This is a genomic window from Paraburkholderia phenoliruptrix, from assembly GCF_902859825.1.
Taxonomy (GTDB): Bacteria; Pseudomonadota; Gammaproteobacteria; order Burkholderiales; family Burkholderiaceae; genus Paraburkholderia; species Paraburkholderia phenoliruptrix.
The window spans coordinates 36,573-61,245 of record NZ_CADIKB010000030.1 but is presented as its reverse complement, the minus strand read 5'-3'; the positions used below and the strand labels follow the sequence as shown (position 1 = coordinate 61,245).

The 24,673-nt window shown below is 62.1% G+C and carries 20 protein-coding genes; 4 read left to right on the top strand and 16 right to left on the bottom strand.

Annotated elements, in window-relative coordinates:
• Positions 1–183 precede the first annotated feature (183 nt).
• Positions 184–1,467: a polyhydroxyalkanoate depolymerase gene (gene phaZ / locus HV711_RS24305; RefSeq protein WP_035481101.1), complete on the top strand. Its 1,284-nt coding sequence runs from the start codon at positions 184–186 to the stop codon at positions 1,465–1,467.
• 126 nt (positions 1,468–1,593) lie between these two features.
• On the opposite strand, the gene HV711_RS24300 is transcribed toward phaZ, so the two are convergent.
• The 3 genes from HV711_RS24300 to HV711_RS24290 all read right to left on the bottom strand — a co-directional run bounded on the left by HV711_RS24300 (position 1,594) and on the right by HV711_RS24290 (position 3,146).
• Positions 1,594–2,025 (bottom strand): DUF6691 family protein, encoded by a 432-nt coding sequence (locus tag HV711_RS24300; RefSeq protein ID WP_028360037.1) that lies wholly within the window; start codon positions 2,023–2,025, stop codon positions 1,594–1,596.
• Position 2,026: 1 nt separating this feature from the next.
• A complete protein-coding gene (locus HV711_RS24295; protein WP_028360038.1) occupies positions 2,027–2,461 on the bottom strand; it encodes a YeeE/YedE family protein in 435 nt (144 codons plus the stop codon).
• Positions 2,462–2,669: 208 nt separating this feature from the next.
• Complete coding sequence (locus tag HV711_RS24290) at positions 2,670–3,146, bottom strand: CreA family protein (protein ID WP_013592305.1); 477 nt, start codon at positions 3,144–3,146, stop codon at positions 2,670–2,672.
• Positions 3,147–3,463: 317 nt separating this feature from the next.
• On the opposite strand from HV711_RS24290, the gene HV711_RS24285 reads away from it, so the two are divergent.
• Positions 3,464–5,992, top strand: a complete 2,529-nt coding sequence (locus tag HV711_RS24285) for a cation-translocating P-type ATPase (protein WP_035481048.1) — start codon at positions 3,464–3,466, stop codon at positions 5,990–5,992.
• Between the two features lie 62 nt (positions 5,993–6,054).
• Here HV711_RS24285 and HV711_RS24280 read toward each other — a convergent pair whose 3' ends face one another.
• The 6 genes from HV711_RS24280 to betC form a co-directional block, all read right to left on the bottom strand.
• The gene (locus HV711_RS24280; RefSeq protein ID WP_035481045.1) at positions 6,055–6,369 is read right to left on the bottom strand and encodes an ArsR/SmtB family transcription factor; all 315 of its coding nucleotides are present in this window, start codon (positions 6,367–6,369) and stop codon (positions 6,055–6,057) included.
• Positions 6,370–6,458: 89 nt separating this feature from the next.
• Positions 6,459–7,205 (bottom strand): beta-ketoacyl-ACP reductase, encoded by a 747-nt coding sequence (locus HV711_RS24275; RefSeq protein ID WP_035481043.1) that lies wholly within the window; start codon positions 7,203–7,205, stop codon positions 6,459–6,461.
• Between the two features lie 210 nt (positions 7,206–7,415).
• The gene (locus HV711_RS24270) at positions 7,416–8,414 is read right to left on the bottom strand and encodes a bifunctional enoyl-CoA hydratase/phosphate acetyltransferase (protein WP_035481040.1); all 999 of its coding nucleotides are present in this window, start codon (positions 8,412–8,414) and stop codon (positions 7,416–7,418) included.
• Positions 8,415–8,885: 471 nt separating this feature from the next.
• Positions 8,886–10,034 (bottom strand): porin, encoded by a 1,149-nt coding sequence (locus tag HV711_RS24265; RefSeq protein ID WP_035481037.1) that lies wholly within the window; start codon positions 10,032–10,034, stop codon positions 8,886–8,888.
• A gap of 265 nt (positions 10,035–10,299) precedes the next feature.
• A complete protein-coding gene (locus tag HV711_RS24260; protein WP_013592298.1) occupies positions 10,300–11,253 on the bottom strand; it encodes a choline ABC transporter substrate-binding protein in 954 nt (317 codons plus the stop codon).
• Positions 11,254–11,315: 62 nt separating this feature from the next.
• Positions 11,316–12,854: a choline-sulfatase gene (gene betC, locus HV711_RS24255; RefSeq protein WP_035481036.1), complete on the bottom strand. Its 1,539-nt coding sequence runs from the start codon at positions 12,852–12,854 to the stop codon at positions 11,316–11,318.
• Between the two features lie 140 nt (positions 12,855–12,994).
• On the opposite strand from betC, the gene HV711_RS24250 reads away from it, so the two are divergent.
• Both HV711_RS24250 and purU read left to right on the top strand, forming a co-directional pair.
• The gene (locus HV711_RS24250; protein ID WP_013592296.1) at positions 12,995–13,909 is read left to right on the top strand and encodes a choline sulfate utilization transcriptional regulator; all 915 of its coding nucleotides are present in this window, start codon (positions 12,995–12,997) and stop codon (positions 13,907–13,909) included.
• A 127-nt stretch (positions 13,910–14,036) separates the two neighbouring features.
• On the top strand, positions 14,037–14,912 hold the full coding sequence (purU, locus tag HV711_RS24245) for a formyltetrahydrofolate deformylase (protein WP_013592295.1): 876 nt from the start codon (positions 14,037–14,039) through the stop codon (positions 14,910–14,912).
• An 87-nt stretch (positions 14,913–14,999) separates the two neighbouring features.
• Here purU and HV711_RS24240 read toward each other — a convergent pair whose 3' ends face one another.
• From HV711_RS24240 to HV711_RS24210, 7 genes are all read right to left on the bottom strand, one after another.
• A complete protein-coding gene (locus tag HV711_RS24240; protein ID WP_013592294.1) occupies positions 15,000–15,857 on the bottom strand; it encodes a glycine betaine ABC transporter substrate-binding protein in 858 nt (285 codons plus the stop codon).
• Between the two features lie 154 nt (positions 15,858–16,011).
• Positions 16,012–17,259, bottom strand: a complete 1,248-nt coding sequence (locus HV711_RS24235) for an FAD-binding oxidoreductase (protein WP_035481033.1) — start codon at positions 17,257–17,259, stop codon at positions 16,012–16,014.
• Positions 17,260–17,292: 33 nt separating this feature from the next.
• Positions 17,293–18,597: an aromatic ring-hydroxylating oxygenase subunit alpha gene (locus tag HV711_RS24230; RefSeq protein WP_013592292.1), complete on the bottom strand. Its 1,305-nt coding sequence runs from the start codon at positions 18,595–18,597 to the stop codon at positions 17,293–17,295.
• A 73-nt stretch (positions 18,598–18,670) separates the two neighbouring features.
• Positions 18,671–19,456 carry a drug:proton antiporter gene (locus HV711_RS24225; RefSeq protein ID WP_035481030.1) on the bottom strand — a complete coding sequence of 262 codons (786 nt, stop codon included), beginning with the start codon at positions 19,454–19,456 and terminating at the stop codon, positions 18,671–18,673.
• Entirely contained in the window at positions 19,453–20,622 is a 1,170-nt protein-coding gene (locus HV711_RS24220) for an electron transfer flavoprotein subunit alpha/FixB family protein (protein WP_035481027.1), read from the bottom strand. Before HV711_RS24220 ends, HV711_RS24225 begins: the two co-directional genes overlap by 4 nt.
• A gap of 4 nt (positions 20,623–20,626) precedes the next feature.
• Positions 20,627–22,540 carry a (Fe-S)-binding protein gene (locus HV711_RS24215; protein WP_035481025.1) on the bottom strand — a complete coding sequence of 638 codons (1,914 nt, stop codon included), beginning with the start codon at positions 22,538–22,540 and terminating at the stop codon, positions 20,627–20,629.
• A gap of 2 nt (positions 22,541–22,542) precedes the next feature.
• Entirely contained in the window at positions 22,543–24,606 is a 2,064-nt protein-coding gene (locus tag HV711_RS24210; protein ID WP_035481022.1) for an NADH:flavin oxidoreductase, read from the bottom strand.
• Between the last annotated feature and the right edge of the window lie 67 nt (positions 24,607–24,673).

Here is a 24,673-nt window from a genome sequence, read left to right as displayed (position 1 = left end):
CCATGCTGGCGAGGGCATTTACTCAGGCCCTCCACTGCCGCATTGACTACACTTGAATGCGCAGCGGAGCTAATGCAGCGCTGTCTGCCCGTTGCAATCCTCGACGCATGGCGCGGCCTGCCGCGTCGGCACATCGCACATCAGCGAACGTCAAGGTTCGCGCACAGATCTGAAGAGACGCTCATGTGGTACAGCCTTCTGGATACACAGCGGCGGCTTGCCAACGCATTTGCCGATAATGCGCTGAATGTGTGCGGGTGGGCGGGACCGGCATGGGTGCCTTCTCTTCCTCATGCCGCTCGCGACTGGCTGAGCCGTTCAACCTGTGCGTTCGCAACGGCTCCACCGTTTGCCATCGCTGCGGTGCAATGCAATGGCCGGCGGATTCCCGTTGAAGAAGACGTCGTCGACGAAACGCCAGTCGGCACACTCCGCCGATTCACGAGGGCCAGCGCGCGCCGCGCGAAAGCGCATAGCGCACCGGTTTTGCTGTGTGCGCCGCTTGCCGGTCACCATGCGGTCATGCTGCGGGAAACCGTCGAGACGCTGCTCGGAACTCGCCCTGCCGTCTACATTACGGATTGGGCCGACGCGCGCGATGTGCCGCTGGGAGCAGGCCCGCTTGCATTGGCGGATTACGTCAATGCGGTTGAGCGTTTTATTCTGCAAGTCGCGGCTGCCGGGATGCCGGCGCATGTCATGGCCGTGTGTCAGGGCTGCATACCCGCGCTTGCCGCCGCCAGTCTGCTCGCCGCCAGCAACGGTGGCTACCTCGCAAGCATCGCGCTGCTCGGCGGCCCGATCGACACGCGCCGGCACGCGACTTCCATGGATCGCTTCGCACATTCGCATACGCTGCGCTGGTTTAGCGACACGACTATCGACAAAGTGCCGCCGCCTTATCGTGGCATGGGGCGCCGCGTTTATCCCGGCTATCTCCAGCAAGCTGCGCTATTGGCCGCACATCCCTCGCGCCAGTTGGAGTTAGAGGCGCGTTACTGGTCGAGCTGGTTTGCCGGCGATTCGTGCGGCGCACAAGCGGCGCTGCGTTCGCTGAATGAATACGCCGCTGTCCTCGACATGAGCGAGTGCTACTTTCTCGACATGCTTCGCGTGGTCTTCAAGCACCACCTGCTGGCGCGCGGGGTGTGGTCGATTGGCGGACGGCATGTCGATACAACTGCGTTGAAGCATGTTCCGCTTTGCACGATCGAAGGCGATCGCGACCATATCACGGGCGCCGGACAGACCCATTGCGCGCACGTGCTGTGTGATGCCGCTGACGCGCCGCAGCAGCGGCAGGTGACAGTAAACCAATGCGACCATTACGATCTTTTCACAGGACCCCGGTGGCGCAGCGCCGTTTGTCCTCTATTGTGCGAGTTCTGGGATTCTGTCGAACACGCAAGCGCGATGCGGACTGAGCCGGATGCCGCGCTCGATGTTGTGCATCGCAATGAAGTTTGAGGGGAAGCAACAAGCAATAAGCGCAATAAGCGTCGATCAGGCGCCGCTCGCGGCAACCGGAAGCCCCTCAGCAGGCGAGACTCGACTTGCGCGACGCCCCTCCTCTTCCGCCGCGCACCGGCCAACTCAAACCCGCTGCCGGCCGAATTTCGCGCGCTCCAGCAGTTCAAACGCGGCCATGCCGGACAACATCGCTGCGACGAAGACCCACGCTTTCGGAACGCCGGCGCCCAACGCGACCAGCGCGGGGCCCGGGCAGAATCCAGCAAGGCCCCAGCCCACACCAAACACCGCGCTACCCAGCACGAGTCTCAATGTCACACCTGTATGAGCCGGAATCCGCATGGCAAGACCGAGCAGCGATTGCTTGCGGCGCCTTGCAAACAGGAACGCGATGGAACCCACTGCTATCGCACCGATCATCACGAATGCGAGAGAGGGATCCCAGCGCCCCGCGAGGTCAAGAAATCCGAGCACCTTCGCCGGATTAGCCATGCCGGAGATCATCAGGCCCACGCCAAACAAAAGCCCGGAAAGCAACGCAGTCAGTAAAGCCACCTCAGCCTCCCAGCAGGTGTCTCGCGACGAACACGGTCAGAAAGCCGCTCGCCATAAAAGTTGCCGTCGCAACCAGCGAACGAACCGAGCCACGTGAAATGCCGCACACCCCGTGGCCGCTCGTGCAACCGCCCGCATATCGCGTGCCGATGCCGACGAGAAGACCGGCGACGAGTACGCCGCCCCACCCTGTCTGAATGTCGGGCGCAATGGGCTCGCCCAGCAGGGCCGCCAATGCAGGCGCTCCCACGAGCCCCGCAAGAAATGCGACGCGCCACGCCGCGTCTTTCTGCGTACTCCCAAGCAATCCGCCCAGAATGCCGCTGATACCCGCGATGCGTCCGTTGAAAAACACGAGTGTCGCGGCCGCGGCGCCGATCAGCAGGCCGCCCGCTAAAGACAGCCCAGGTGTGAAGTGTGCGAGATCGATCGACATGCTTTCGCCTTATGTTTAGGCCACTGAGCGGGTCATGCAGCCTGTTATGGCTGTCCAACCGGCTGGTTACTTCGCAGCGCGCAATCTGTCGCGTGCATTTGTACATTATATTTAATTATATATTGATTGTGGTACGAATTTTCACCCGATTGCCGGGCGGCCCGCTTATTCGACCTTTTTGCCGGTACAGTGACGTGCCTGCCAAGCGCTATCGTGTCGGCATCCGCAGGCTCGCCGGTAAGCGGACCACATCGAGCCGGCCGGGCAAGTCGCCCGCGGTCTCGTCCTCCGAGTAGATGAAGTACACGAGCGCATGTCGCTCAGCGTCGATCACGCGGAATATATGAAGCGAATCGAAAATCGCGTTCTGCTGGACCGTAAACACTTTTGCCTGTGCCGGAACCGCGGCCGCGACTTCGAGATTACCTGTCTGATGACACGACGCCGTGAAATCCGCCGCGTGCGGTATTCTCCCGCTGCCAAAAGCGCGATCCGACTGCGACTCCGTGACATAGCAGGTCACGCCTTTCACGAGAGGATCGTCGAATGCGGAAATGGCGATATGGTTCCCGTAACGCTGGCTGTGCGTCTCGATCGACGTCAGGTCACCAGCCAACGCAGCGGACGACGAAAAGATCAATAGCGCCGCCGCAATGCTCAGTCGTCGCCGAAGCCGTTGTTTCATTGTCCGCCTCCTGATTGTCGATCGCCGCTTCCTGCGGACGCAGCGCCACGATGCCTCGTTGACTTCAAGCTGACTTCAGGCTATGCCACTGGAAAGTGAGCCGCTTGATACAAATCAACGCCCGCATGCCGCCCGCGCGTCATTCTGAAAATCGTCAGCGCATGTGCTTTGCTCGCGCGAATCGCCGATCTTCGATAGGAGGCTCCTCATGTTCAGCACACTCCGCGTCGTACTCCTGTTCGTCTTGCTCGTATTTGCCGGCGCGCAGGTCGGTGCGCTGAGTGAGCTCAGGCGCGATGAGCTCGGGTAGCAACTCCATGCCAACCCAACCTGTGGCCCTCTTTGTTGAGCCCGTCCAGCACGGCGCTGAGGCGACTTCGCCCGCGTTGCAGGCAAACAGTCGGTCTCCGTCTGGTTTGACGAATGCAGAAGTAGAAGCACTGCGGGCGCGCTTCGGTCGAAACATCGTCGACTCGACGCCAAGGCGCACGTGGTGGCGCACGCTGCGCGAGGTGCTCGCCGAACCGATGTTTCTTCTGCTGCTTGCGGCGAGCGCCGTCTACTTTCTGATCGGCGACGCGACCCAAGCGCTGACATTGCTCGCGTTCGTCATGGCCATCGTTCTACTTACGGTAGTGCAAAGTCATCGCACCGCGCGGGTCCTCGACTCGCTTCGCGAACTTTCCGCACCGCGCGCGCAGGTGCTTCGAGACGGACGACGGCAGCTCGTCTGCGCAGCGGAGCTGGTGCCGGGCGACGTGGTTTTCGTCGACGAAGGCGCACGCGTGCCCGCTGACGGCGCCGTGACCGAAGCGCATGAGCTCAGCGTAGACGAGTCTTTGCTCACCGGCGAATCGGTTGCGGTGAGCAAAGCCGCCGCACGAGACGGCCTCGAAGACGCGGATGTCCCGGGCTCCACGCTGTTCTTCGGCTCGATGGTGGTTCAGGGCCAGGGGCGCATGGTGGTGACCGCGACAGGCTCCGATACGACGCTCGGCCGCATAGGCAAGTCGCTGAGCGGCATATCCGAGGCGCGCTCGCCGTTGCAACTGGAAACAAGGCACTTCATCAATCGATTCGCATTAGCCGCAATCGCGTTATGCCTGTTTCTTGTGGCGGCTTATCGTTGGCGGTCCGGAGAATGGATTCCGGGCGTGCTTGCCGGCATCACGCTGGCCATGGGCATTCTTCCCGAAGAAATCCCCGTCATCCTGACCGTATTCATGGCGTTGGGCGCACGCCGCATCGCCGACGAAGGCGTGTTGACGCGACGCATGAGCGCGATCGAGACCCTCGGCCAGACCTCGGTGTTATGTGTCGACAAGACAGGCACGCTGACGCAGAACCGCATGTCGGTTCGCGTGCTGTTTGCCCGCGGAAAGCTGCAGACCGTCGACCCTGCTACGCGGAGCATCGACGAGACGTATCACGAACTCATCGAATATCTCGTGCTTGCGAGCGAAATCGAGCCGGTAGATCCAATGGAACTCGCGTTTCACGAAGCCGGCCGGGTCGGCCTGGCCGGCACCGGGCGTCTTCACAGGGACTGGTCTCTCGTTCATGAATACGCGCTCACGCCCGAACTGCCGGCCATGTCCCACGCGTGGCGTACGGCGGAGCTCGACCATCACGCCGTCGCATGCAAAGGTGCGCCGGAGGCGGTTTGCAGCTTGTGTCATCTGAGCGGGCAGCAAACGCGACGCATCCTCGATCAGGCTGCCGAAATGGCATCCGGTGGGCTGCGCGTGCTGGGCGTCGCGAAGGCGCGCCACTCGCATGCTGACTGGCCGGAAAAGCAGCACGACTTCGAGTTTTCGTTCCTGGGGCTGGTCGGTCTTCTCGATCCGGTCCGGCCGGAAGTCACCGGCGCGGTCGCGCAATGCAAGGCAGCCGGCATCCGCGTGGTCATGATTACCGGCGACTATCCGTCCACGGCACGCGCTATTGCAGCCGAAGTCGGCATCGGCGACGGGCATATCATGGCCGGTCACGACCTCGCGGCGATGAACGACAAGCAACTCCATGAGGCCGTGCAGCGCGTCGACGTGTTCGCCCGCGTCAAACCCGAACAGAAGCTTCGGCTCGTGCAGGCGCTGCGTGACAGCGGCCACGTTGTTGCGATGACGGGGGACGGCGTGAATGACGCACCTGCACTGAAAGCCGCGCATATCGGCATTGCAATGGGGCTGCGCGGCGCGGAAGTGGCGCGTGAAGTCGCGTCCCTCGTGCTGTTGCGCGACGACTTCGCGCCTATCGTGTCGGCGATCCGGATGGGAAGGCGCATCTACGCCAACCTCGTGCAGGCAATCAGCTATACCGTGGCTGTGCATATTCCCATGATCGCGGCGACGCTGATTCCCGTCGTAGCCGGCTTGCCGCCGATGCTTGCGCCGGTCCACATCGTGTTTCTGCAGCTGATCATTGATCCGGTCTGTTCAGTCGTGTTTGAGAACGAACCGGAACGCAACGATCTGATGCAGGTTCCGCCGCGCCGCGCCGGTGCGCGTCTGCTATCGAATCGTGCCCTCGCCAACGGCGCGGCAGTGGGCGCGCTCTTTGGCCTGCTGGTACTCGGCCTTTATATAGGCTTGCTAACTCATGGACATCAGCATCTGCTTGCCCGAACGCTCGCCTTCGTGGCGCTCGTCGTGGGCAACGTTGCGCTGATTTTCGTGATCCGCATGTTAGCCATGCCACGGCGGCGCACCCGTACGCCGCTGCGCAATCGCTATCTCTGGATCGTGCTCGGGACTACTGTGATAGCGCTGCTGCTGTTGCTACGCGTTCCCGCGCTGGCCCAGCTTTTTGAACTGGCTGCCCTGCTCGATCCACGACGTCATGTCTAACATGCGCGTGAGTTGGGAAGCCCAGTTGGGAAGTTTTGGAAGTCGCGACCGTCCGTCAGGCGTCATCTGCAAAATTGGTCGTACAGAACCGCCATGACGGCCATTGCCTCGCGACTCGCGAGCGAATAGAAAATGCTCTTTCCTTCGCGCCGCGTTTTGACGAGCTCGTTGTCGCGCAGTACGCCGAGCTGCTGCGACAGAGTGGGCTGACGAATGCTCAACTCATTCTCCAGGTCGCTGACGGAGCGCTCGCCGTACGACAACTGGCACATCAGCATGAGCCGGTCGCGATTGGCCAGCACCTTCAGCAGTGCACACGCCCTGTCCGCCGACGCTTGCATCGCCGCAAGGTCGAATGAAATGGTCATTTTCTTCATCCAGCGTCCTGCCGTTCGGACTTAACATTTCACCTTATTATATATTGTCTTCGGATTGCGGCAGATCGCGACTTTCCTCTCGTGCGTGCTCACCGCATATGCATGCCGCCGTTAACGGCGAAGTCGGCGCCGGTGATAAATCCCGCGTCGTCCGAACAAAGGAAAGCCACGAGAGCGGCGACCTCGTCCGGTTCACCGAGACGCCCAACGGGGATCTGGGGGAGAATCTTTGTTTCCATCACCTCCTGTGGCACGGCTGCCGTCATTGCCGTGGCGAGGTAGCCAGGCGAGACCGTGTTGACCGTCACGCCATGTCGCGCTGTCTCCAGCGCAAGCGACATCGTAAAACCGTGAATACCCGCCTTAGCCGCGGCGTAATTGGTCTGCCCGAAGGCGCCGCGCGCCCCATTCACCGAACTCACATTGACGATGCGTCCGAAACGCTGCTTCACCATTGCCGGCAAGAGCGGTTTCGTCATGTTGAACATGGAATCGAGATCGGTGCGCAGCACCGTGTCCCAGTCCTCCTTGGTCATCTTCGCGAAGCTCGCGTCGCGCGTAATGCCCGCATTGTTGATGAGAACATCCACCGCGCCGAATTCGGCAAGCAGGCGCTCCGCGCAGTGCGCGCACGAATCGAAGCTGGATACGTCGGCTTCGAAGGCGAGGAAATGACGCCCTGCCTCGCGCTCTCTCGTCAGCCAGGTGGCGACATGATCGTTGCGTTCGGAATGCGACATCGCCACTACCATGCCTGCATCGTGAAGGCGCCGGCTGATGGCGGCACCAAGACCGCCCATTCCGCCGGTAACAAAAGCAACGCGTTGAGCGGCCATGATCTTCCCCTTGTGAATGCTGGTTGGCGGGCGATTTGAACCTCATACCGAATTGGCGGGAGCAGCGATATCGCGGCGGATAAGCTTCACTCCCAATCCCACGGCTGCGTGCGAGCTTCATGCCGAAATTCCCGCATCTGCATGCCTCGACATCCCGTTCGCGCGCTGCAAATCAAATGATGCTGTCACCCATGACCACCATCGTCAAGCTCATACGTTTCCCTTAGTATGACCGCTGCCGACGGGTCTGATCGCCAGCACCGCGGCCAGCGCGCATGAAGCGATGCGTGCAGACACGCTGTCAGCACGGCTCGTCAACACGATCGGCACCCTCGCACCCATCACGATGCCGGCACTCGCCGCGCCGCTCAGGAATTCAAGCTGCTTGACGAGCATATTGCCGGCCTCCACGTCGGGCACGACCAGAATGTCGGCCCGTCCGGCGACGGGCGATGCGATGCCCTTGAGCCGCGCGGCCCTCACGGAAATGGCGTTGTCAAACGCAAGCGGGCCATCGACGAGCGCGCCGATCAACTGCCCGCGGTCGGCCATCTTCGAGAGCGCGGCGGCATCGAGCGTCGAACGCATGTGCGGATTGACGGTTTCGACCGCGCCGAGAATCGCGACGCGCGGAAGCGCGAGACCGAGCGCGTGCCCGAGGTCGATCGCGTTCTGCACGATCCCACACTTCTGCTCGAGATCGGGTGCAACGTTGATCGCGGCATCCGTGATGATGAACGGACGCGCATACGAGGGCAGTTGCATCAGAAAACAGTGCGATATGCGTTTGCCCGTTCGCAAACCCGACTCCGGCGGTACGACGGCGGCCATCAGTTCGTCCGTATGCAGGCTGCCTTTCATCAACGCCTGCACTTCGCCGTGGGCCGCGAGCTCCACGGCGCGTGCGGCGGCGGCATGACTATGCGGCACATCGACGATTTCAATGCCATTCAAATGGATGCCCGCCGCCGACGCAAGCGGGCGCAGCCTGTCGCGCGGCGCCACGATGACGGGATCGATCAGGCCGCCCCTGAAAGCCGCACTCATCGCGGCGAGGCTCGGACTGTCGCAGGGATGAACCACGGCCGTGCGCACGGGCCCACGCGCGAGCGCGAGCCGCAGCAGCGCGGACGGCTCGCCGTGCGGACCCTGCACGAGGCCGGGTAACGCGTGTGCGGCCGGTTCGGCGGTTTCCTGACAGGCGTTCATGGGCGAAAGACGCGTATGCTGCCCGCCTCCGCCGCAAACGCGACGGCGAGGTCACGCCCGCAATACGCCGGGCGCTGGTCAGGAAAGCGAATGTTCATGACGTCCACCTGGTCGAATGGCGCGGGAACGGCACACAGGTTACGAGCCGGCGCAAGCCATGCGGGGCGTGCAGCCCATGCGCCTGTCAGTCAGAATAGCGGCTCGTTGTGACTGAACAAACGCACGCCCGGGCCTTCGCTTGATCAAGGTCAACTATCTGTTGCAGCCGACAGTTGCCGGCGCTATGGAAAAAGACACGGACTACGGCGCTCGAACCTGCAATGACGGCTCATCGCACGCAGGCGCATCTTGTACGGGAGGGAGTGTAAAGCGGAGGTAAAGAAGAAGCGACCTATTCGGAGAGCGCGGACGCATCGCGCCGACTCCTCACGCAGGCGGATTCCCGTTGTTTGGAAATCCGCCTGTGCCGCGTCAGAAGGAGTGACGCATGCCGATGCGCACGTCGGCTTGCGTGCTGGTCGACGACGGCGTAAAGCTATATCCGATCACCGCATTCACGCCAGCCGAAGCGCGCAGATAATCGCCGGAAATATACACATCGGTGCGTTTGGACAACAGGTAGTGGAGCCCGAGCGAGCCCTGATTCCAGTGGTTGCCTTCAAATCGCGTGTGCTGATAACCGCCGTAGAGCATCAACGCCGGAGTGAAGGTGTACGAAGCACCGCCTTCGTATACCTGCATATGCGAGGTTTGGCCGAGGCCCTTGATCGTCGTGTAAGTGAAGTTGCCGCTCAGCATCACGTTGCCGATCGTGTAGGCGGCGCCGACGGCAAACGCGCCTTGCTTGTCGACAGGGAACGAAGTGGAGCTGTACAGATCGGTAACCGCCCCGGTTGCAGGATCGACGGAAACAGTCGGCCTGCCGAGGAATGTACGCGTGCCGATCATCGCATACGGATCGAACGCGTAAATGCCGAACGGGTTGTTCAACTGCGTATAGGCGGCGCCCATGTTGAAGGGACCGTGCTCGTAGCGCGCCCCCACGCTCCACGCGCTCTTCTGATGGAAGTCGCCCGCCGTATTGCCGAACGAGTACATGCCGCCGAAAGAAAAGCCGGAGATGTCGTTGGAGAGAAACTTGATGGAATTGGGCAGCCGGTCGCCGTTCATCCGGTCGAAGTCGCCCTGGTGGATCGCGTAGCCGCTCGCCCACGCGGAAATGTTGTACAGGTAGGCGAATTCTTCCGTCATGTCGAGCTGATTACCGAACGACAGCGTACCCCAGCTGTTCTTCAGTCCGACATATGCCTGGCGCCCGAACTCCGCACCGCCGAACCCGAGTTGACCATTGCCCACATGAAAGCCCGATTCCAGAACGAATACCGCCTGCAAGCCGCCGCCGAGGTCCTCGGTGCCCTTGAAGCCGATACGGTTGCCGTAAGAAATGCCGTCATCGAACTTGACCTGATGGGACCCGCCGGCGTTGTTCACGTACGTAATGCCGGCGTCCAGAATGCCATACAGCGTGACGCTGCTTTGTGCGTGGACAGCCGTGGGCGCGCATACGGCGCTTGCTGCAATAGCGAGTCCCGAAAGACTGACGGCATTTCTCTTCTTCATCTAATTCTCCCCTGCTCTGTGCCTGCGCAATTCGTTGGATAAAGCGATCCTGCTGTGCGCTTCGAGGTGCGCAGCATTTCTCGCGTGATGGGCAGTTCGAAAACCGGCTGAGACCGGTCGATGTGGCGCGGCTGCTATTTGTTCAGCATGAAATTCCGCCAGGCCGGCATCGACGAGTCAAGAATACGAGTCCAGATTTACGGCGAATCGATTGGATGCGACATGAATCTGTCGCCTCGCGACCTCGCGCTTGCCATTGCCTCTGTTATTTCATGCCGAGCGCGGCCTGAACGGCTTGCAAGCCGTTGCCGCCGTTCGCGGTGCTCACGCCGTCAAGCCACGATTTGAGCAGGTCCGGATGGCGCCTGAGCGCTTCGGTGGCTGCTACGTCGACATTCGTCTTCTTCTCGAGTACTTCGGTAATTACGCCGTTTTCCAGGTCGACGTTGAACGTCAGCTGCCGGAAAAGGCGATCCACGTTCGGGCACTGCTCCGCATAGCCGGTGCGCGCGACCGTGTTGACCGTGGCTCCGCCATAGTTGGGACCGAAGTACTTGTCACCGCCGTCCAGATACGTCAGTTTGAATTTCGTGTTCATCACATGCGGCTCCCACGCAAGGAACACAATCCACTTCTTTTCGCGCACCGCACGCTCCACCTGGGTCAGCATGCCTGTCTCGCTCGATTCGACGACCTTCCAGCTGTCGAGCCCGAACGCCTTGTCGTCCACCATCTTCTTGATGTTCTGGTTGGCCGGCGCGCCCGGTTCGATGCCGTAAATCTTGCTGTCGAACTTGTCGGCATTCTTCGCGAGGTCGGCGAACGAGTGGACGCCTGCAGCCGCGACATAGTCGGGCACTGCCAGCGTGAACTTCGCGTTGCTGAGGTTCGGATGCACCACTACGATCGACTTTTCTTCTTCGAAGGGTTTGACGAGCGGCGCCTGCGCGGGCATCCAGTTGCCGAGAAACACGTCGATTTGCCCTTTTTTCAGGCCCTGATACGTAATGGGCACCGACAGGTTCGCGACCTTCTGCTTATAGCCGAGCGCCTTCAGCACGACGCCGGTCATCGCATTGGTCGCGTCGATGTCTGTCCAGCCCGGCCCGGCCATATTGACCTGCATGCACGATTGCGGCTCGGCGGCCGACGCAAAGCTCGCCGCCGCGCAGAGCAGCGCAACGCCGGATAGGGCCTGTTTGAATAGCTTGTTCATCATCGCGGCTTCCTGTGGGTGGGTGAATCGTTAGCGTGTAGACGGCGTCCTGCTGCAAGGAATATTCAGTGGGCTACAGCGGGAAAGCGCGCCATGGCTTCGAGCGTATCGAGGTCGATGTGATTGCGCATATAACGCTGACTTGCATCGACGAGCGGCTGCCAGTCCCATGAAGCCACTGTACCTTGCGTGGTCGCCGCGAAATGGAAGCGGCGGCGGCGCTGGCTTCGGAGTACTTCGTTGTGCAGTGCGGCGAGATCCCAGCGGGCGGCGATCTCTTTGCGAAAGACCTCCACTTCGGCCGCGTATTCGGTTTTGAATGCGAGGTTCACGCGCTCAAGGGGATCGGCTTTCACGTCGTACAGTTGGTCGGGATCGGCCGGGGTATGAATGAACTTGAAACGCCCGCGCCGCAGCATCACGATCGGTGCAATAGCACCTTCAGCGAGGTACTCGCCGATCGCTTCGTCATGACCTTCCCGCGCCCCCTGGAGATGCGGCAGAAGGCTGTGCCCGTCCAGCGAGTCGGGCCACGCCGCCGGCTGATCGCCGCGCGCGAGTTCGACCAGCGTGGGCAGCAGGTCGAGATGCGATACGGAAGCTTGCACGCGGTGCGCGTCGAATTGCTGCGGCGCATGCACGATCAGCGGCACGCGGCAACCGCCTTCGAAGAAGGTCATCTTGTACCAGAGCCCTCGCTCGCCGAGCATTTCGCCGTGATCGGAAGTGACCACGATAATCGTATCTTTCGCCAACCCTGCCTGTTCGAGCGCCTGAAGAATCGCACCGAACTGATCGTCGACATAGGAAATGGCGCCGTAATAGGCGCGGCGTGCATTGCGGATCTGCTGCTCGGTGGGCGGCGTGCGATCGGTTTCGCAAACATGGCGCAAACGCTTCGAATGCGGATCGGCTTCGTCGAATGAATCGCGATGCGCGGGCATGTCGATATCTTCGTCCCGGTACATGTCCCAGTACTTCTGCGGAATGGCGTACGGATCGTGCGGATGCGTCAACGAGGCGACGAGGCAGAACGGCCGCGCGTCTTTGCCGACATGGCGTTCACGTGCAATGTCGAAAAGCTTCTGACGCGTGGTGAAGGTGACTTCATCGTCGAAATCGAGCTGGTTGGTGCGCACGCACGGGCCTGCATCGATGACGGAGCTCATGTTGTGGTACCACGTGGGCCGCGTTTCGAAATCGTCCCAGTCCGGCGTCCAGCCGAAATCGGCGGGATAGATGTCGGTGGTGAGGCGTTCTTCGAAACCGTGCAATTGATCGGCGCCGCAGAAATGCATCTTGCCTGAGAGGATCGTGCGGTATCCTTCCGCGCGCAGGTAATGCGCGAACGTCAGCGTCTGCGACGGAAATTCCGCTGCATTGTCATAGGCGCCTATTGCGGAAGGCAGCTTGCCCGAGAGAAACGAAAAGCGCGAGGGTGCACAGAGCGGGCTCGCACAATAGGCGGAATCGAACACGACGCCCTGCTTCGCCAACCGGTCGAGGTTCGGCGTTCTCGTGAGCGGGTGTCCGTACGCGGCAAGCGCAAACGGCGTCATCTGGTCGGCCATCAGAATGAGAATATTCTTTTTGCTGTCAAGCATTGGAGCGCGCCTCGAATAAAATCATGAATGTCTGTGCAAGTACTCGTGCCGGTGTAGTGAGACCGGCATGAACATCACTATTGCCGGTCAATTCGGCGCTGTGAAGACGGCAATTCGTTATGTGTCTATAAGGGGGCGTTATGTCGAGGCAGGATCGCTTGCCGCCAATGCAGGCCTTGACGATGTTCGAATCCGCTGCGCGTCTGGCGAGCTTCACGGCGGCCGCACGCGAACTCGGCTCGACGCAACCCGCGGTGAGCCAGCGCATTGTGCAACTGGAAGAAACCCTCGGCGCGCCGCTGTTCGAGCGAGGTCATCGCGGCGTGAGACTCACGGAAGACGGCGAGCGGCTCTTCGAAGCGGTACGTCATGCGCTCGACACCATCCGCAGCGCCACTGCCGACATCCGCGCGCGCCGCACGCCGCAAACGCTCACGCTGTCCACCGACTTCGGCTTCGCGACTTATTGGCTCATGCCTCGCCTTTCGCAATTCAAGGCGCTGATGCCCGATGTCGACGTCAGGATCATCACGTCGCAAAGCGTGTTCGATCCGTCGCACGAGCAGGCGGACGTGGCGATTGCATTCGGCGACGAACATGCCGACTGGAACGCTCGCAGTGTGATCAAGCTCTTTCCCGAACATGTGACGCCGGTATGCAGCCCCGCGTTTTTTGCCGCGCATCCGCCCCTCACGTCACCGTCCGAACTCCTCGCGCTGCCGCTACTCCATCTCGAGCCGACGCAACCGGCACGCTGGCTGTCATGGGCCGACTGGTTCGCCGCGCACGGCCTCGTCGCGCCCGCCGCGCATCGCGGCATCACCTTCAACAGCTTCACGCTCGTCGCCCATGCGGCGATCATGGGCCAGGGCGTGGCGCTCGGCTGGGCGCCGCTCGTCGACGAATTGCTGGCCACAGGGCAACTTGTCGAGCTGTTCGATGCGCCCGTCGTGACCGGGCGCGGCTATATGCTCGTCACCCAACGCGCGGCCACGTCGGCGGTGGAGGCTTTTCGTCAATGGCTGCTGGGCGAATGCGGGCTGGACGCGGAATGACCCGCTGACGCTCCCGTTCCATTGCCACGGCGATTCGCTTCTATCCCGGCGGCGCGCCAATTTGCTCTACTGCGACGATGCATGCCGCGCCCCTGCGGCATGGGCCTATCGTCTATGTGGAGAGCGCATGTCCGCCGATTCCCGTCCTGATCAACTGGTTCTCACCGTTGCGTGTCCGAGCGCCGCGGGCCAGGTCGCTGCCGTTGTCGGCTTTCTCGACCGGCACCATTGTTATATCGACGAACTCACCGTTTTTGACGACGATCTCAGCGAACGCTTTTTCGTGCGCTGCGTTTTTCACGGCGTGGACAGCAAGGAAACGCTGCATGTCGCGGCGCTCAAACGCGAGTTCGAGCCCATTGCCGAGCGCTTTCGTATGACATGGGCGATGCACGACGTGGGCACGCGCCCCAAAGTCCTGATCATGGTGTCGAAGCTGGAGCACTGCCTGGCCGACCTGCTGTTTCGCTGGCGCATGGGCGAGCTCAAAATGGACATTGTCGGCATTGGCTCGAATCATCGTGATCTCGAACCGTTGGCTCAACAGCATGGGTTGCCGTTCCATCATCTGCCCATCACGGCGGACACCAAGCCGCAGCAGGAAGCGCGTCTGCTCGACCTGTTCGCGACCTCCGGCGCGGAGTTGATGATTCTCGCGCGCTACATGCAGATTCTTTCCGGTGAAACGAGCCGCGCGCTTGCCGGGCGCGCCATCAACATCCATCATTCGTTCCTGCCCGGCTTCAAGGGCGCGAAACCCTATCACCAGGCGCATGCGCGCGGCGTCAAGTTGATCGGCGCCACGGCACACTTCGTGACGGACGATCTCGACGAAGGTCCGATCATCGAGCAGGTGGTCGAACGCGTCGATCATTCGTACAGCCCCGAGCGGCTGCTCGCCACGGGCCGCGACGTCGAGTGCATTACGCTCGCTCGCGCGGTGAAAGCGTTTATCGAACGGCGCGTGTTTATCAACGGCGACAGGACCGTTGTGCTGCAATAACCGCAGCGTGTGACGAGGGCCACAAAGAAAAACGCCGCTGTAAAAGCGGCGTTTCGTCATGTCAACTGCGGTACAGGCTAAAGCGGGTTACTTCACCCAGCTATCCACGCGGTCGCTATGCGCACCGATCCACGCATCGGCCGCGGCAGTCGGCTTTTCGCCGTTTTGCGTCGCGAGCATCACGCTGTCGATCTCGCCCGGCTTCCACTGGAATTTCTTCAGGAACGCAACCACCGGAGGCGCCTTCTTTTCCAGTTCCGGATTCACGACCGTGTCGACGTGCTCAGCTTCGCCGAACACCTTCTTCGGGTCATCGAGGAACTTGAGTTTGTATTTGGCGAACATCCAGTGCGGTTTCCAGCCGGTCACGATGATCGGCTTGTTTGCCGCTTCCGAACGCGCGAGTTCCGCGGTCATCGCGCTGCCCGAGCTCGGCATCAGCTTATAGTCGAGGCCGTAAGCCTTGATCGCTTCGCTGGTCTTCTGCATGACGCCTGCACCAGCGTCGATACCGACGATGCGCGAGCCGAATTCCGCCTTTTTCGCTTCCAGGTCGCCGACCGTCTTCACGTCGAGATTGTCCGGCACGATCAGACCGATCTTCGCGTCGTTAAAGTTTGCGCCGAGGTCGACTACCTTGTCCTTGAAGTTGTTCCAGTACGCGCCGTGCGTGACCGGCAACCACGCGGACAGCGTCGCGTCGAGGTCGCCGCGGGCCACACCTTGCCACATCACGCCGGCCGCGACCGGCACCAGTTGGACCTGGTAGCCAAGACGCTTTTCGATTACGCGCGCAGCGACGTTGGACGTCGCGACGCTGTCATCCCAGCCTTCCACATAGCCGATCTTGATGGTCGGCTTGGTATCTGCCGAAACGCTCACGCTGCTTGCCGCCAGTGCCGCACTCAAGGTGCTCAACACCAATATCTTTCTGATCAGTCTCATCGCCGTTCTCCCGTTCACTTCCAAAAACAACCCAATGAGCATTTAGAATCGCCAGCCAGAATTGCCCGGTAACGTTGTTTTGCGACATGGAGTTGTCCACACGCGACCTGGCTCAAGCACTGGCTGCAACCCGTGTTTGTGCGACCTGCACCGATCATTTTTCAACGACGAGATCGGAGAGCGGTTTGCTGCAGCAAAGCAACACCATGCCCTGATCGATTTCCCGCTGACGAATGCCGCCTGCGTGTTTCATCGCCACTTCGCCGGATACGAGCTTCACTTTGCAGGTTCCGCACATCCCCTGAGTGCACGATGCGGGCAGACGTACGCCCGCTTTCTTTGCCGCATCCAGGACGTGCTGGCCGCTGCCGCACTCGATCTCCCGGTTGCTCTTCGTGAAGCTCACCTTGTAGCGCGTTTCGGTTTCTGGCGCCGCGGGAGCGGGCTCGAAAGCCGGCGCCTGTTCCCGCGCCTGCACGAAGCTTTCCTCGAGCACCGGTTCGGGCGCCGCATGCAGGACTTCCGCGACGTGAGCAGTGGTGAGTTGCGCAGCGACCTCGCTCACCGTCTCGAACGAGAAGCTTTCCTCGTGATAGTGGCGACGGTCGAAACCGCCTTCGTCGAGCAGATTGCGCACCGCCTGCATGTACGGCGCGGGGCCGCAGGTAAAGATTTCACGCTCGAGAAAGTCCGGCGCAATGAGCTTCAGCAATGGCAAGGTCAGAAAACCGGTGACGCCATGCCAGTTCGTGCGCGTACCGAGGCGCTCGCACACAAACGCCGTGCGGAAATGCGCCTGATTCGATGCGATCAGATCGAGCTCGCGTGCAAAGATGATGTCGTCGGGCGTGCGAGCGCTGTGCACGAACACAATGTCGCTGTCCTCGCCGAGTTCGTGGTGCGCGCGGCTCATCGACATGAGCGGCGTAATGCCGGAACCCGCCGACAGAAACAGAAACTTGCGCGCGGGATGGTGAGCGCACGTGAACTCGCCGGCCGGCCCGAGCACGCGAACCTCGCCGCCCACTTGCAGATTGTCGTGCAGCCAGTTCGACACCTTGCCGCCGGGCACGCGCTTCACCGTGATAGAGATCGTGTGCGGCCGCGTGGGCGGCGACGAAATCGTATAGCAGCGGTTGATGGACTCGCCGTCGATATCGAGTTCAAGCGTGATGAACTGTCCCGGCTCGAACACGAACGCCCGTTCGTTCGGCGCGCGAAAGAAAAAGCTCTTCACGTCGTGCGTTTCCTGACGGACGTGGCAGCACACCAGCGTCTCGTCCGCATCGCTGTTCCAGCGCGCCGGCAGCGCGTCCCAGAAGCGCGGCTGCGTCACACGGCTTGTTGCTGGGTTCGAAGCCGGCTCGCCGCCTGGCTGGAACGTCGCCTGATCGCGCATCATTGTTTTCTCCCGCTCCTGATGGCGCTGTTGCGCTCAGCGCACGAACGACACGACTTTCTCGCCGTGTGTGGCCGGCGTGGCGTCGTGTGTTTGCGGTGCATTGCTGTACTCCGCGATGCGGCCGATATACCACTCGCAGAACTTCTCGACGAGACCTTCAGTGAACGGCGAATACGGGCCCGGTTCATACGCGCTGCTCGATGCGCCGCGTTGCGAGTATTCGACGAGCGCGCGGTCCTGATCGTTGGTGGCGCGCCACACCGCCGTGAGATTGTTCACGTCGTAGTCGATGCCTTCGCGCGCGTCCTTGTGCACGAGCCATTTCGTACGCACGAGCGTCTTGCCTGCCGAAAGCGGAATCACCGAGAAGCTCACAATGTGATCGCTCATGAAGTGATGCCACGAGTTCGGCTGCGTCCAGAACGAAAGGCCGCCGAGATCGGCCTGCTCGAAGCCGCCGAGCAGTTTCTTCGACGCGACTTTTGCGTCGAGCGTTTGCGACTCGCCATCGCGGTCGAGCGGCAGACGCTGGGTCCGAAAACCGGTGACGAGATCCGCGAGCCGTTCGATTTCCGCCGACGGCAGCTTCATCGCTTCCCATTGCGCAGTGCGCCGCGCGACGGTCTCTTCGAAAGCCGCCATGCCCTCTTCGTTGGCCGGCGTGCGCTGATAACCAAAGCCGTACTCATACAACGAAATGGTCAGTTCAGGATGGTTCGCGACGCAGTGATAGCACTCGCGATTGTTCTCCATCGTCAGCTTCCAGTTGCCTTCCTCGATAATGTCGATCGAGGCCGCGATCTTGCAGTTGGCCAGTTCATGCGGCAGCAGATACGGCTCCATCGCGGCGCGCATTACGGAGAAGTCCGCCGGCGGATTGTCCGCGAGACAGATGAAGATCAGGCCTGCCAGATTTTCGACGTGCACCTTCTTCAGGCTGTGCTTGCAACGGTCGAACTGGTCGCCCATATGCTCCGCGAACATCAGGTCGCCGTTCAGGTTATACGTCCAGCTGTGATACGGGCAGACGATATTGCCGAGCGAGCCCTTGTCCGTATTGCACAGACGCGCGCCGCGATGGCGGCACACGTTGTGGAAGGCCCTCACCTGCATGTCGTCGTCGCGAACGATCAGAATGGAATCCTGACCGATTTCCACCGTAATGTAGTCGCCCGGTTCCGGCACGTCCGGCTCCACCGCGACCTGAATCCAGTGCTGGCGGAAGATGGCGTCCAGGTCGAGCGCGAAGATTTCCTCGCTCGTATAGAACGGCGCTTCCAGCGTGTAATCCTTTTTGCGGCGTTCGATCATTGCGCGAACGTCTGCCGAAACTTTCATTGTGTGCTCCGTTGCGTGTCACGTCTGGCGCCGCGCCAGGCCCTCCTGGCGCCATGTTCGCCTGAACCGGGAATCAGTAATCCACGAGTTGATGCTCGCGCAAATAGGCAAGAATCACTTGTGCTTTTTCGACGGAACTCCCTTCAATTACGACGCTGCCGCCGCGGCTTTCCGTCGTGGTCGCCGAAAGCATGCGAGCATGGCCGGACCGCTTTTCAGCGGCGGCGAGTCGCACGGGTTTGGCGCTTGCCGGGCGAATCGTCCAGGCAGGTGCCGCAGCATCGCTGCTCGCGCCTTTTGCGCTCATCGTCACCGGCCGGATCATGCCCTCGCGCAGCCGTGCATAGGCATAGGTCGGCGTCGCATTGGCCATGGGGTGAACAGCGACGAGTGCCGGCAATTGAACCTCGACGCGCCTGCGCAGACCCTTCGGCATGAATTGCCGAACCTGCGCACTGCCGCTTTGCAACGCGACGTCGACGGCCGCGCCGACAAGCGGAATGTTCAGCGCATTCGCGACGCGATACGGCAGCATGCCGCTGTCGAACGCGCCTTCTGCGCGTGTGCCGGTCAATACGAGGTCATATCCCTGCAAACGCGCGGCGAGCGGCGCCGAGGCGTCCGCTTGCCCGTCGCCGGCATCGGGCAGCGCGAGCACTTCCACCGAGCGCGCCCCGAGCGCGAGATATTCCTGCAACGCGGGGTTCGACGGGTCGCCGGCATGCAGCACGTCGAGCGTCGCGTTGTGCTGCTTCGCGAGCGAGAGCGCCAGCGTCAGCGCGGCGGCGTCGTTGCGGCTGTAGCGCGCTACCCCGCTCACGGGATGTCGCCCCACGGAAACGAGTACGGCGATTTTCATGCGAGCGCTCCTTCCGCAGCGGCCTTCGAATTGAGTAACGCGGCGCCCGTGCCGCGCGCCGAACGCGCCGCCGCAGCAGCGTCGTTCAGCGCCGCGATGGTTTCCTGTGCATCCGCGATCACAGTCAGGTTCGCGCGCTTCGCAATCGGCGCGCTGGCGTCCAGATTCACCGCAATCACATGACGGCAATCCTTGATGCCCTGCAAATGCTGCACTGCGCCGGAAATGCCGAAGGCGATATACACGCTCGCCTCGACTGTTTTGCCGGTCGCGCCGATCTGCTTGTCGCGCGTGAATTTGCCGTCGTCCACCGCCACCCGGCTGGCGCCGATCGCCGCGCCCAGCGTGGCCGCAAGACGCTCGAACGCGGGCACGTCGCTCACGCCGTTGCCGGCCGAGACGATGAAATCCGCTTCTTCGAGTGCGAGTTGCGCCGCGTCCATTTCCTCGATGCCTAGATCGCGCACGTTACTCCCCGAACTGGCGGACTCGCCGTCGAAGCGCCACGCCACGCGCTCGCCCGCGCCGACGAACGGCAACTTCGGATCGACCGCGTTGGGCGCGAGCAAAATCACTTCAGGCAGCGCGCGCGAAGCGAATGCGGTGTTGGCGCGCACGTAAGCCCCAACGTGCGACGCGTCGATCTCGACCACGTGCGTTGCGACGCTCGCATTCGCCGCGGCGGCATAGCGGCGGCCCAGATCGCCGTCGCCCGTCGCGTTGTCCGGCAGGAACACGTGCACCGGGGCGTACGCCGCGACGCACGCGGCCAGCGCATTGAGTTCGTCGACCGGCGCGAATCTGCGCCGGTCGAACATGGGCAGCTCGATCAGCTTGTCTGCGCCGAGTGCGGCAACGTCGCCGGTGAATTCACCGAACACGAGCAACACGACTTCGGTCGTTGCGTCCGCAATCAACGCGGCCGCGGCGAGCGTCTGGCGCGCATGCTCGTCGAGCGCGCCGCGGTCCGCGTGGGCCGCCACGAGCATCACATGCTGCGAGGCCGCGATCGTGCGGCGCGGCTTCGGTTGCTCACGGTGCGCCATGCCAGCCGCGGCAAAATCCATTGCACCCGCCACGCCGGCGACGCCCAGCGTGATGCGTCTCAGGCCATCCGCCGTGATCGTAAAGGGCCGGCGCGGATCGATTCGTTTAATGGTGTTCATCGCGTTACTCCAGCGCCGCTGCAACCAGTTCGGCGACGTCCAGTACTTCGGGACGCGGACCGACCACGCCTTCGAGCATCGCCGTGCAATTCGGACAACCCACGGCGACGATCTCCGCACCGATGCCGCGCGCGTCGTCGATACGAATGTCGGGAATGCGCCGCTTGCCCGGAATGTCGGTCAACGGTGCGCCGCCGCCACCACCGCAGCAACGTCCGCGCATGCCGTTGCGCTCCATTTCGACGACCTTGATGCCGATACTCTTCAGCACGCGGCGCGGCGCCTCCGTTTCGCCGTTGTAGCGGCCCAGATAGCATGGATCGTGATACGTGATCTTGCGATCCGCATATGCCGCGCTCGCACGCGGCGACAGCTTGCCGCTCGCAACGAGTTCATCGATCAACGCGGTGTGATGCTGCACTTCGTAAAAACCGCCCAGCGCACGGTATTCGTTGCGCAGGCTGTGCAGCACGTGCGGATCCGCGGTCACGATTCTGCCGAACGAGTACTGCGAAAGCGTGCCGATCAACTTGCGGGCAAGCTGCTGGAAGGTGGCTTCGTCGCCGAGGCGGCGGGCGGTGTCGCCGGTATCCGTCTCCACACCACCCAGCACGGCGTAGTCAACACCCGCGCGGTTCAGCACCTTCACGAGCGCACGCAGCGTGCGTTGGTAGCGCATGTCGAATGCGCCTTCGCCCGCAATCACCAGCACCTCCACCCGACGGCCCGGCTGCGCCACCTGCACCTGCAGATCGACGGCCCAGTCGTAACGCGCGCCGATGTCATAGCCATTCGAGCTGCCGGTCTCGCGCAGATTCGCGAGCGTGATCGGCCCCTTGCCGGGCACCGTGCCTTCCACCAGCGTCTGATTGCGGCGCATGTCCACGATTGCGTCGACATGTTCGATCAGCATGGGGCACTCCTGCACGCACGCGCGGCACGTCGTGCACGACCACAGTGTCTCTGCTTCGATCAGGCTGGAAATCAGGGGCTTTTGCGGCGCACCGCCATGCTTGCCTACCGGAATGCCCGGCGTGGGGCTGCCCGCGTATTCGGCATCCGTGCCGCCCACCATGCCCGTCACCAGATCCTGAATCAGCTTCTTCGGATTGAGCGGCTGGCCCGCCGCGAATGCGGGACATGCCGCTTCGCATTTGCCGCATTGCACACACGCGTCGAAACTGAGCAACTGGTTCCAGCGAAATTCCACCGGCTTACCCACGCCGTATTCTTTCGCATCGAGAAGCGGCACCTTGAGCGCAGTCGGCGGCACCACGTCCTTGTCGTTACGCTCGGCAAAGCGCTCCTGACGCGGATGAAACGCGAGATGCAGAAGACCCGCGAGCGCATGCTTCATCGGACCGCCGCGCGCGGCGCCGAACGTCATCGTGAACGCGCCTGCTGCGATCAGCAGCGCGACGATGATCGCGAGCGCACCCGACATTGCCGACGCCGGCAGCGCGACGAACAGCAGGAGGCCGAGCGCGAACGAGCCGAGCAGCAACGGCAAATGATCCCACGGCCCGCGCGAAAGCCGCGCCGGGACCGCTTTCGCGCCATGCCGGCGGCGCCATACGAACACGGCGCCGACCAGCATTACGAGCGCGGCGAGAAAGATCAGCTTGTCGATCCACGGCGAGTAGATGGCGAGACCGTAGTTGACGAACACGAGCGCCATCGCGAGGATCGCACCGCCCGCTGTCGCGACGTGAGTTTTCGCAATGTACGGGTCGCGCGCAACCACGTGGTGCAGGTCCACGAAATAGCGCTTCGGAATGGACAGCAGATTGGTCCAGCCGTATGCGCCTGCCGCCGTCGCACGACCTTCGCGCCAGTACGCGGCGCGCTTCGCGAGCGCGAACGCCAGACCCGCCATCGACAACCACAACAACACGGTGATGACAGACACGGGGCTCATCGTCAGAAGTCCTTGCAAAGGCGCAGCGCGTCGTAGATCGCGCCGTGAATGTTGTGCATGGAAATGCAGTCGCCGACGCGAAACAGCAGGAACCGGCCGTTGCCGAGCGGCTCGGACAGCGACGGCTGCGGCTCCGAAGCAAAGAGCTTATGCACGTCCACCTGACCGCGATTCACCGACTCGGGCTTGAGCTTCCAGTACAGCTCGTCGTTCGGCGTGCTGCCGTTTTCGATCACCACCTGATCGACCGCACGCTCTTCCTGCTCCTCGGTGTACTCGTTGCGAATCACGGCGATCTTCTTGCCGTCTTCTTCGTACACGCGGTCGAGCCAGTAGTTCGGCGTGTGAATGACGCCTTGCGCATAGAGACGGCGGTAGAAAATCGGGAACGTGGTGCCGCCTACGTCGTCGGCCACCTTGACGTCGGGCGTGACGATTTCCACATTCGAGCCGCGGCTCGCGATGAAATCCGCGACACCTGCGCCCGCATGCGTGCTGACGCCGTCATAGACGAGCACGTTCTTGCCCGGTTCGACCTTGCCCGAGAGCACGTCCCACGAGCTGACCGCAAGGCCTTCGTCGACGCCCCACGCCGCGACTTGCGACGTGAACGACGAGCCGCCCGTAGCCAGCACGACGATGTCGGGTTTTTCCGCCATGATGGTTTTCTCATCGGCGGCGACACCGAGACGGCGGTCCACGCCAAGGCGCTTCGTCTCCATGTCGAACCAGCGGACAATGCCCGCCATCTGCTCGCGTTGCGGCGCTTTGGCTGCAAGCATGATCTGGCCGCCCACGTAGTCGTTCTTCTCGAACAGCACTACGTCATGACCGCGCGACTTCGCGACGCGAGCGGCCTCGAGACCCGCAGGGCCGGCGCCGACCACGACGACCTTGCGCTTCGGCCCGCTCGTGCGCGTGATGACATGCGGCATGGTCGCTTCGCGCGACGTCGCGGCATTCTGCACACACAGCACGTCGAGCCCGTTGTACTGGCGGTCGATGCAATAATTCGCGCCCACGCATTGCTTGATTTCGTCTTCGCGGCCATCGCGAATCTTGATGACCATGTGCGGATCGGCAATCTGCGCCCGCGTCATGCCGACCAGATCGACCATGCCGCTCGCGAGCAGACGCTCGGCCTGGCCTGCATCGCGAATACTTTGCGCATGCATGACCGGAATCTTCACGACCGATTTGATGCCGGCTGCGAGATGCACGAAAGGCTCGGGTGGCAGCGCCATCGGCGGCATGCAGTTGGCGAGCGTGTTGTGCGTGTCCGCGCCCGAACCGATCACGCCCAGATAATCGATCAGGCCGCTCTCGCTCATTGCCTGCGCGATTTCCTTCAGCTGTTCATGGTCGAGACCGTCTTCATGGAACTCGTCGCCGCACATGCGCAAGCCCACGCAGAAGTCGGGCCCCACCGCTTCGCGCACCGCTTTCAGTACTTCCACGCCGAAACGCAGGCGGTTTTCGAGCGAGCCGCCCCATTCGTCGGTACGGAAGTTGGTGCGCGGGCTCCAGAACTGATCGATCAGATGCTGGTGCGCCGCCGAAATCTCCACGCCGTCCATGCCGGCGTCCTTCACGCGTTTCGCGGCTGCCGCGAAGTCCGTGATGATGCGGCGGATCTCTTCCACCTCGATGATCTTTGCATTGCCGCGATGCACGGGTTCCCGCACGCCGGAGGGCGACATCAGATGCGGCCAGTGCTCCCCATGGAACGCCGAGCGACGGCCCATGTGAGTGGCCTGGATCATGATCTTCGCGCCGTGCGCGTGCATCGCTTCGGCGAGCCGGGACAACGGGTCGATGATCTTGTCAGTCGACAGATTCACCGACTTCCACCAGCCTTGCGGACTGTCGATCGACACCGGGCTCGAACCGCCGCAGACCGCGAGGCCGACACCGCCCTTGGCCTTTTCTTCGTAGTAGCGGATATAACGGTCGCCAGGCAGGCCGCCCGGCTCCGCATACACCTCCGCATGCGCGGTACTGACGATGCGGTTGCGCAAGGTCAGCTTGTTCAGCGTGAGAGGCTTGAAAAGGTTCGGGTAACGCATTGCGACCTCGGAATGATATGACTGGTAGTGCTGTGCCGTGAGCGTGATAACGCGTGCTGGTCAGCGC

Coding starts and splice junctions, on each gene's coding strand:
- HV711_RS24230 (WP_013592292.1), bottom strand. CDS start 18,597: ATGAAAGTTTCGGCAGACGTTCGCGCAATGATCGAACGCCGCAAAAAG.
- HV711_RS24250 (WP_013592296.1), top strand. CDS start 12,995: ATGTCGAGGCAGGATCGCTTGCCGCCAATGCAGGCCTTGACGATGTTC.
- HV711_RS24220 (WP_035481027.1), bottom strand. CDS start 20,622: ATGAACACCATTAAACGAATCGATCCGCGCCGGCCCTTTACGATCACG.
- HV711_RS24295 (WP_028360038.1), bottom strand. CDS start 2,461: ATGTCGATCGATCTCGCACACTTCACACCTGGGCTGTCTTTAGCGGGC.
- HV711_RS24260 (WP_013592298.1), bottom strand. CDS start 11,253: ATGATGAACAAGCTATTCAAACAGGCCCTATCCGGCGTTGCGCTGCTC.
- betC (WP_035481036.1), bottom strand. CDS start 12,854: ATGCTTGACAGCAAAAAGAATATTCTCATTCTGATGGCCGACCAGATG.
- HV711_RS24265 (WP_035481037.1), bottom strand. CDS start 10,034: ATGAAGAAGAGAAATGCCGTCAGTCTTTCGGGACTCGCTATTGCAGCA.
- purU (WP_013592295.1), top strand. CDS start 14,037: ATGTCCGCCGATTCCCGTCCTGATCAACTGGTTCTCACCGTTGCGTGT.
- HV711_RS24225 (WP_035481030.1), bottom strand. CDS start 19,456: ATGAAAATCGCCGTACTCGTTTCCGTGGGGCGACATCCCGTGAGCGGG.
- HV711_RS24275 (WP_035481043.1), bottom strand. CDS start 7,205: ATGGCCGCTCAACGCGTTGCTTTTGTTACCGGCGGAATGGGCGGTCTT.
- phaZ (WP_035481101.1), top strand. CDS start 184: ATGTGGTACAGCCTTCTGGATACACAGCGGCGGCTTGCCAACGCATTT.
- HV711_RS24270 (WP_035481040.1), bottom strand. CDS start 8,414: ATGAACGCCTGTCAGGAAACCGCCGAACCGGCCGCACACGCGTTACCC.
- HV711_RS24280 (WP_035481045.1), bottom strand. CDS start 6,369: ATGAAGAAAATGACCATTTCATTCGACCTTGCGGCGATGCAAGCGTCG.
- HV711_RS24215 (WP_035481025.1), bottom strand. CDS start 22,540: ATGAGCCCCGTGTCTGTCATCACCGTGTTGTTGTGGTTGTCGATGGCG.
- HV711_RS24290 (WP_013592305.1), bottom strand. CDS start 3,146: ATGAAACAACGGCTTCGGCGACGACTGAGCATTGCGGCGGCGCTATTG.
- HV711_RS24285 (WP_035481048.1), top strand. CDS start 3,464: ATGCCAACCCAACCTGTGGCCCTCTTTGTTGAGCCCGTCCAGCACGGC.
- HV711_RS24235 (WP_035481033.1), bottom strand. CDS start 17,259: ATGATGCGCGATCAGGCGACGTTCCAGCCAGGCGGCGAGCCGGCTTCG.
- HV711_RS24210 (WP_035481022.1), bottom strand. CDS start 24,606: ATGCGTTACCCGAACCTTTTCAAGCCTCTCACGCTGAACAAGCTGACC.
- HV711_RS24240 (WP_013592294.1), bottom strand. CDS start 15,857: ATGAGACTGATCAGAAAGATATTGGTGTTGAGCACCTTGAGTGCGGCA.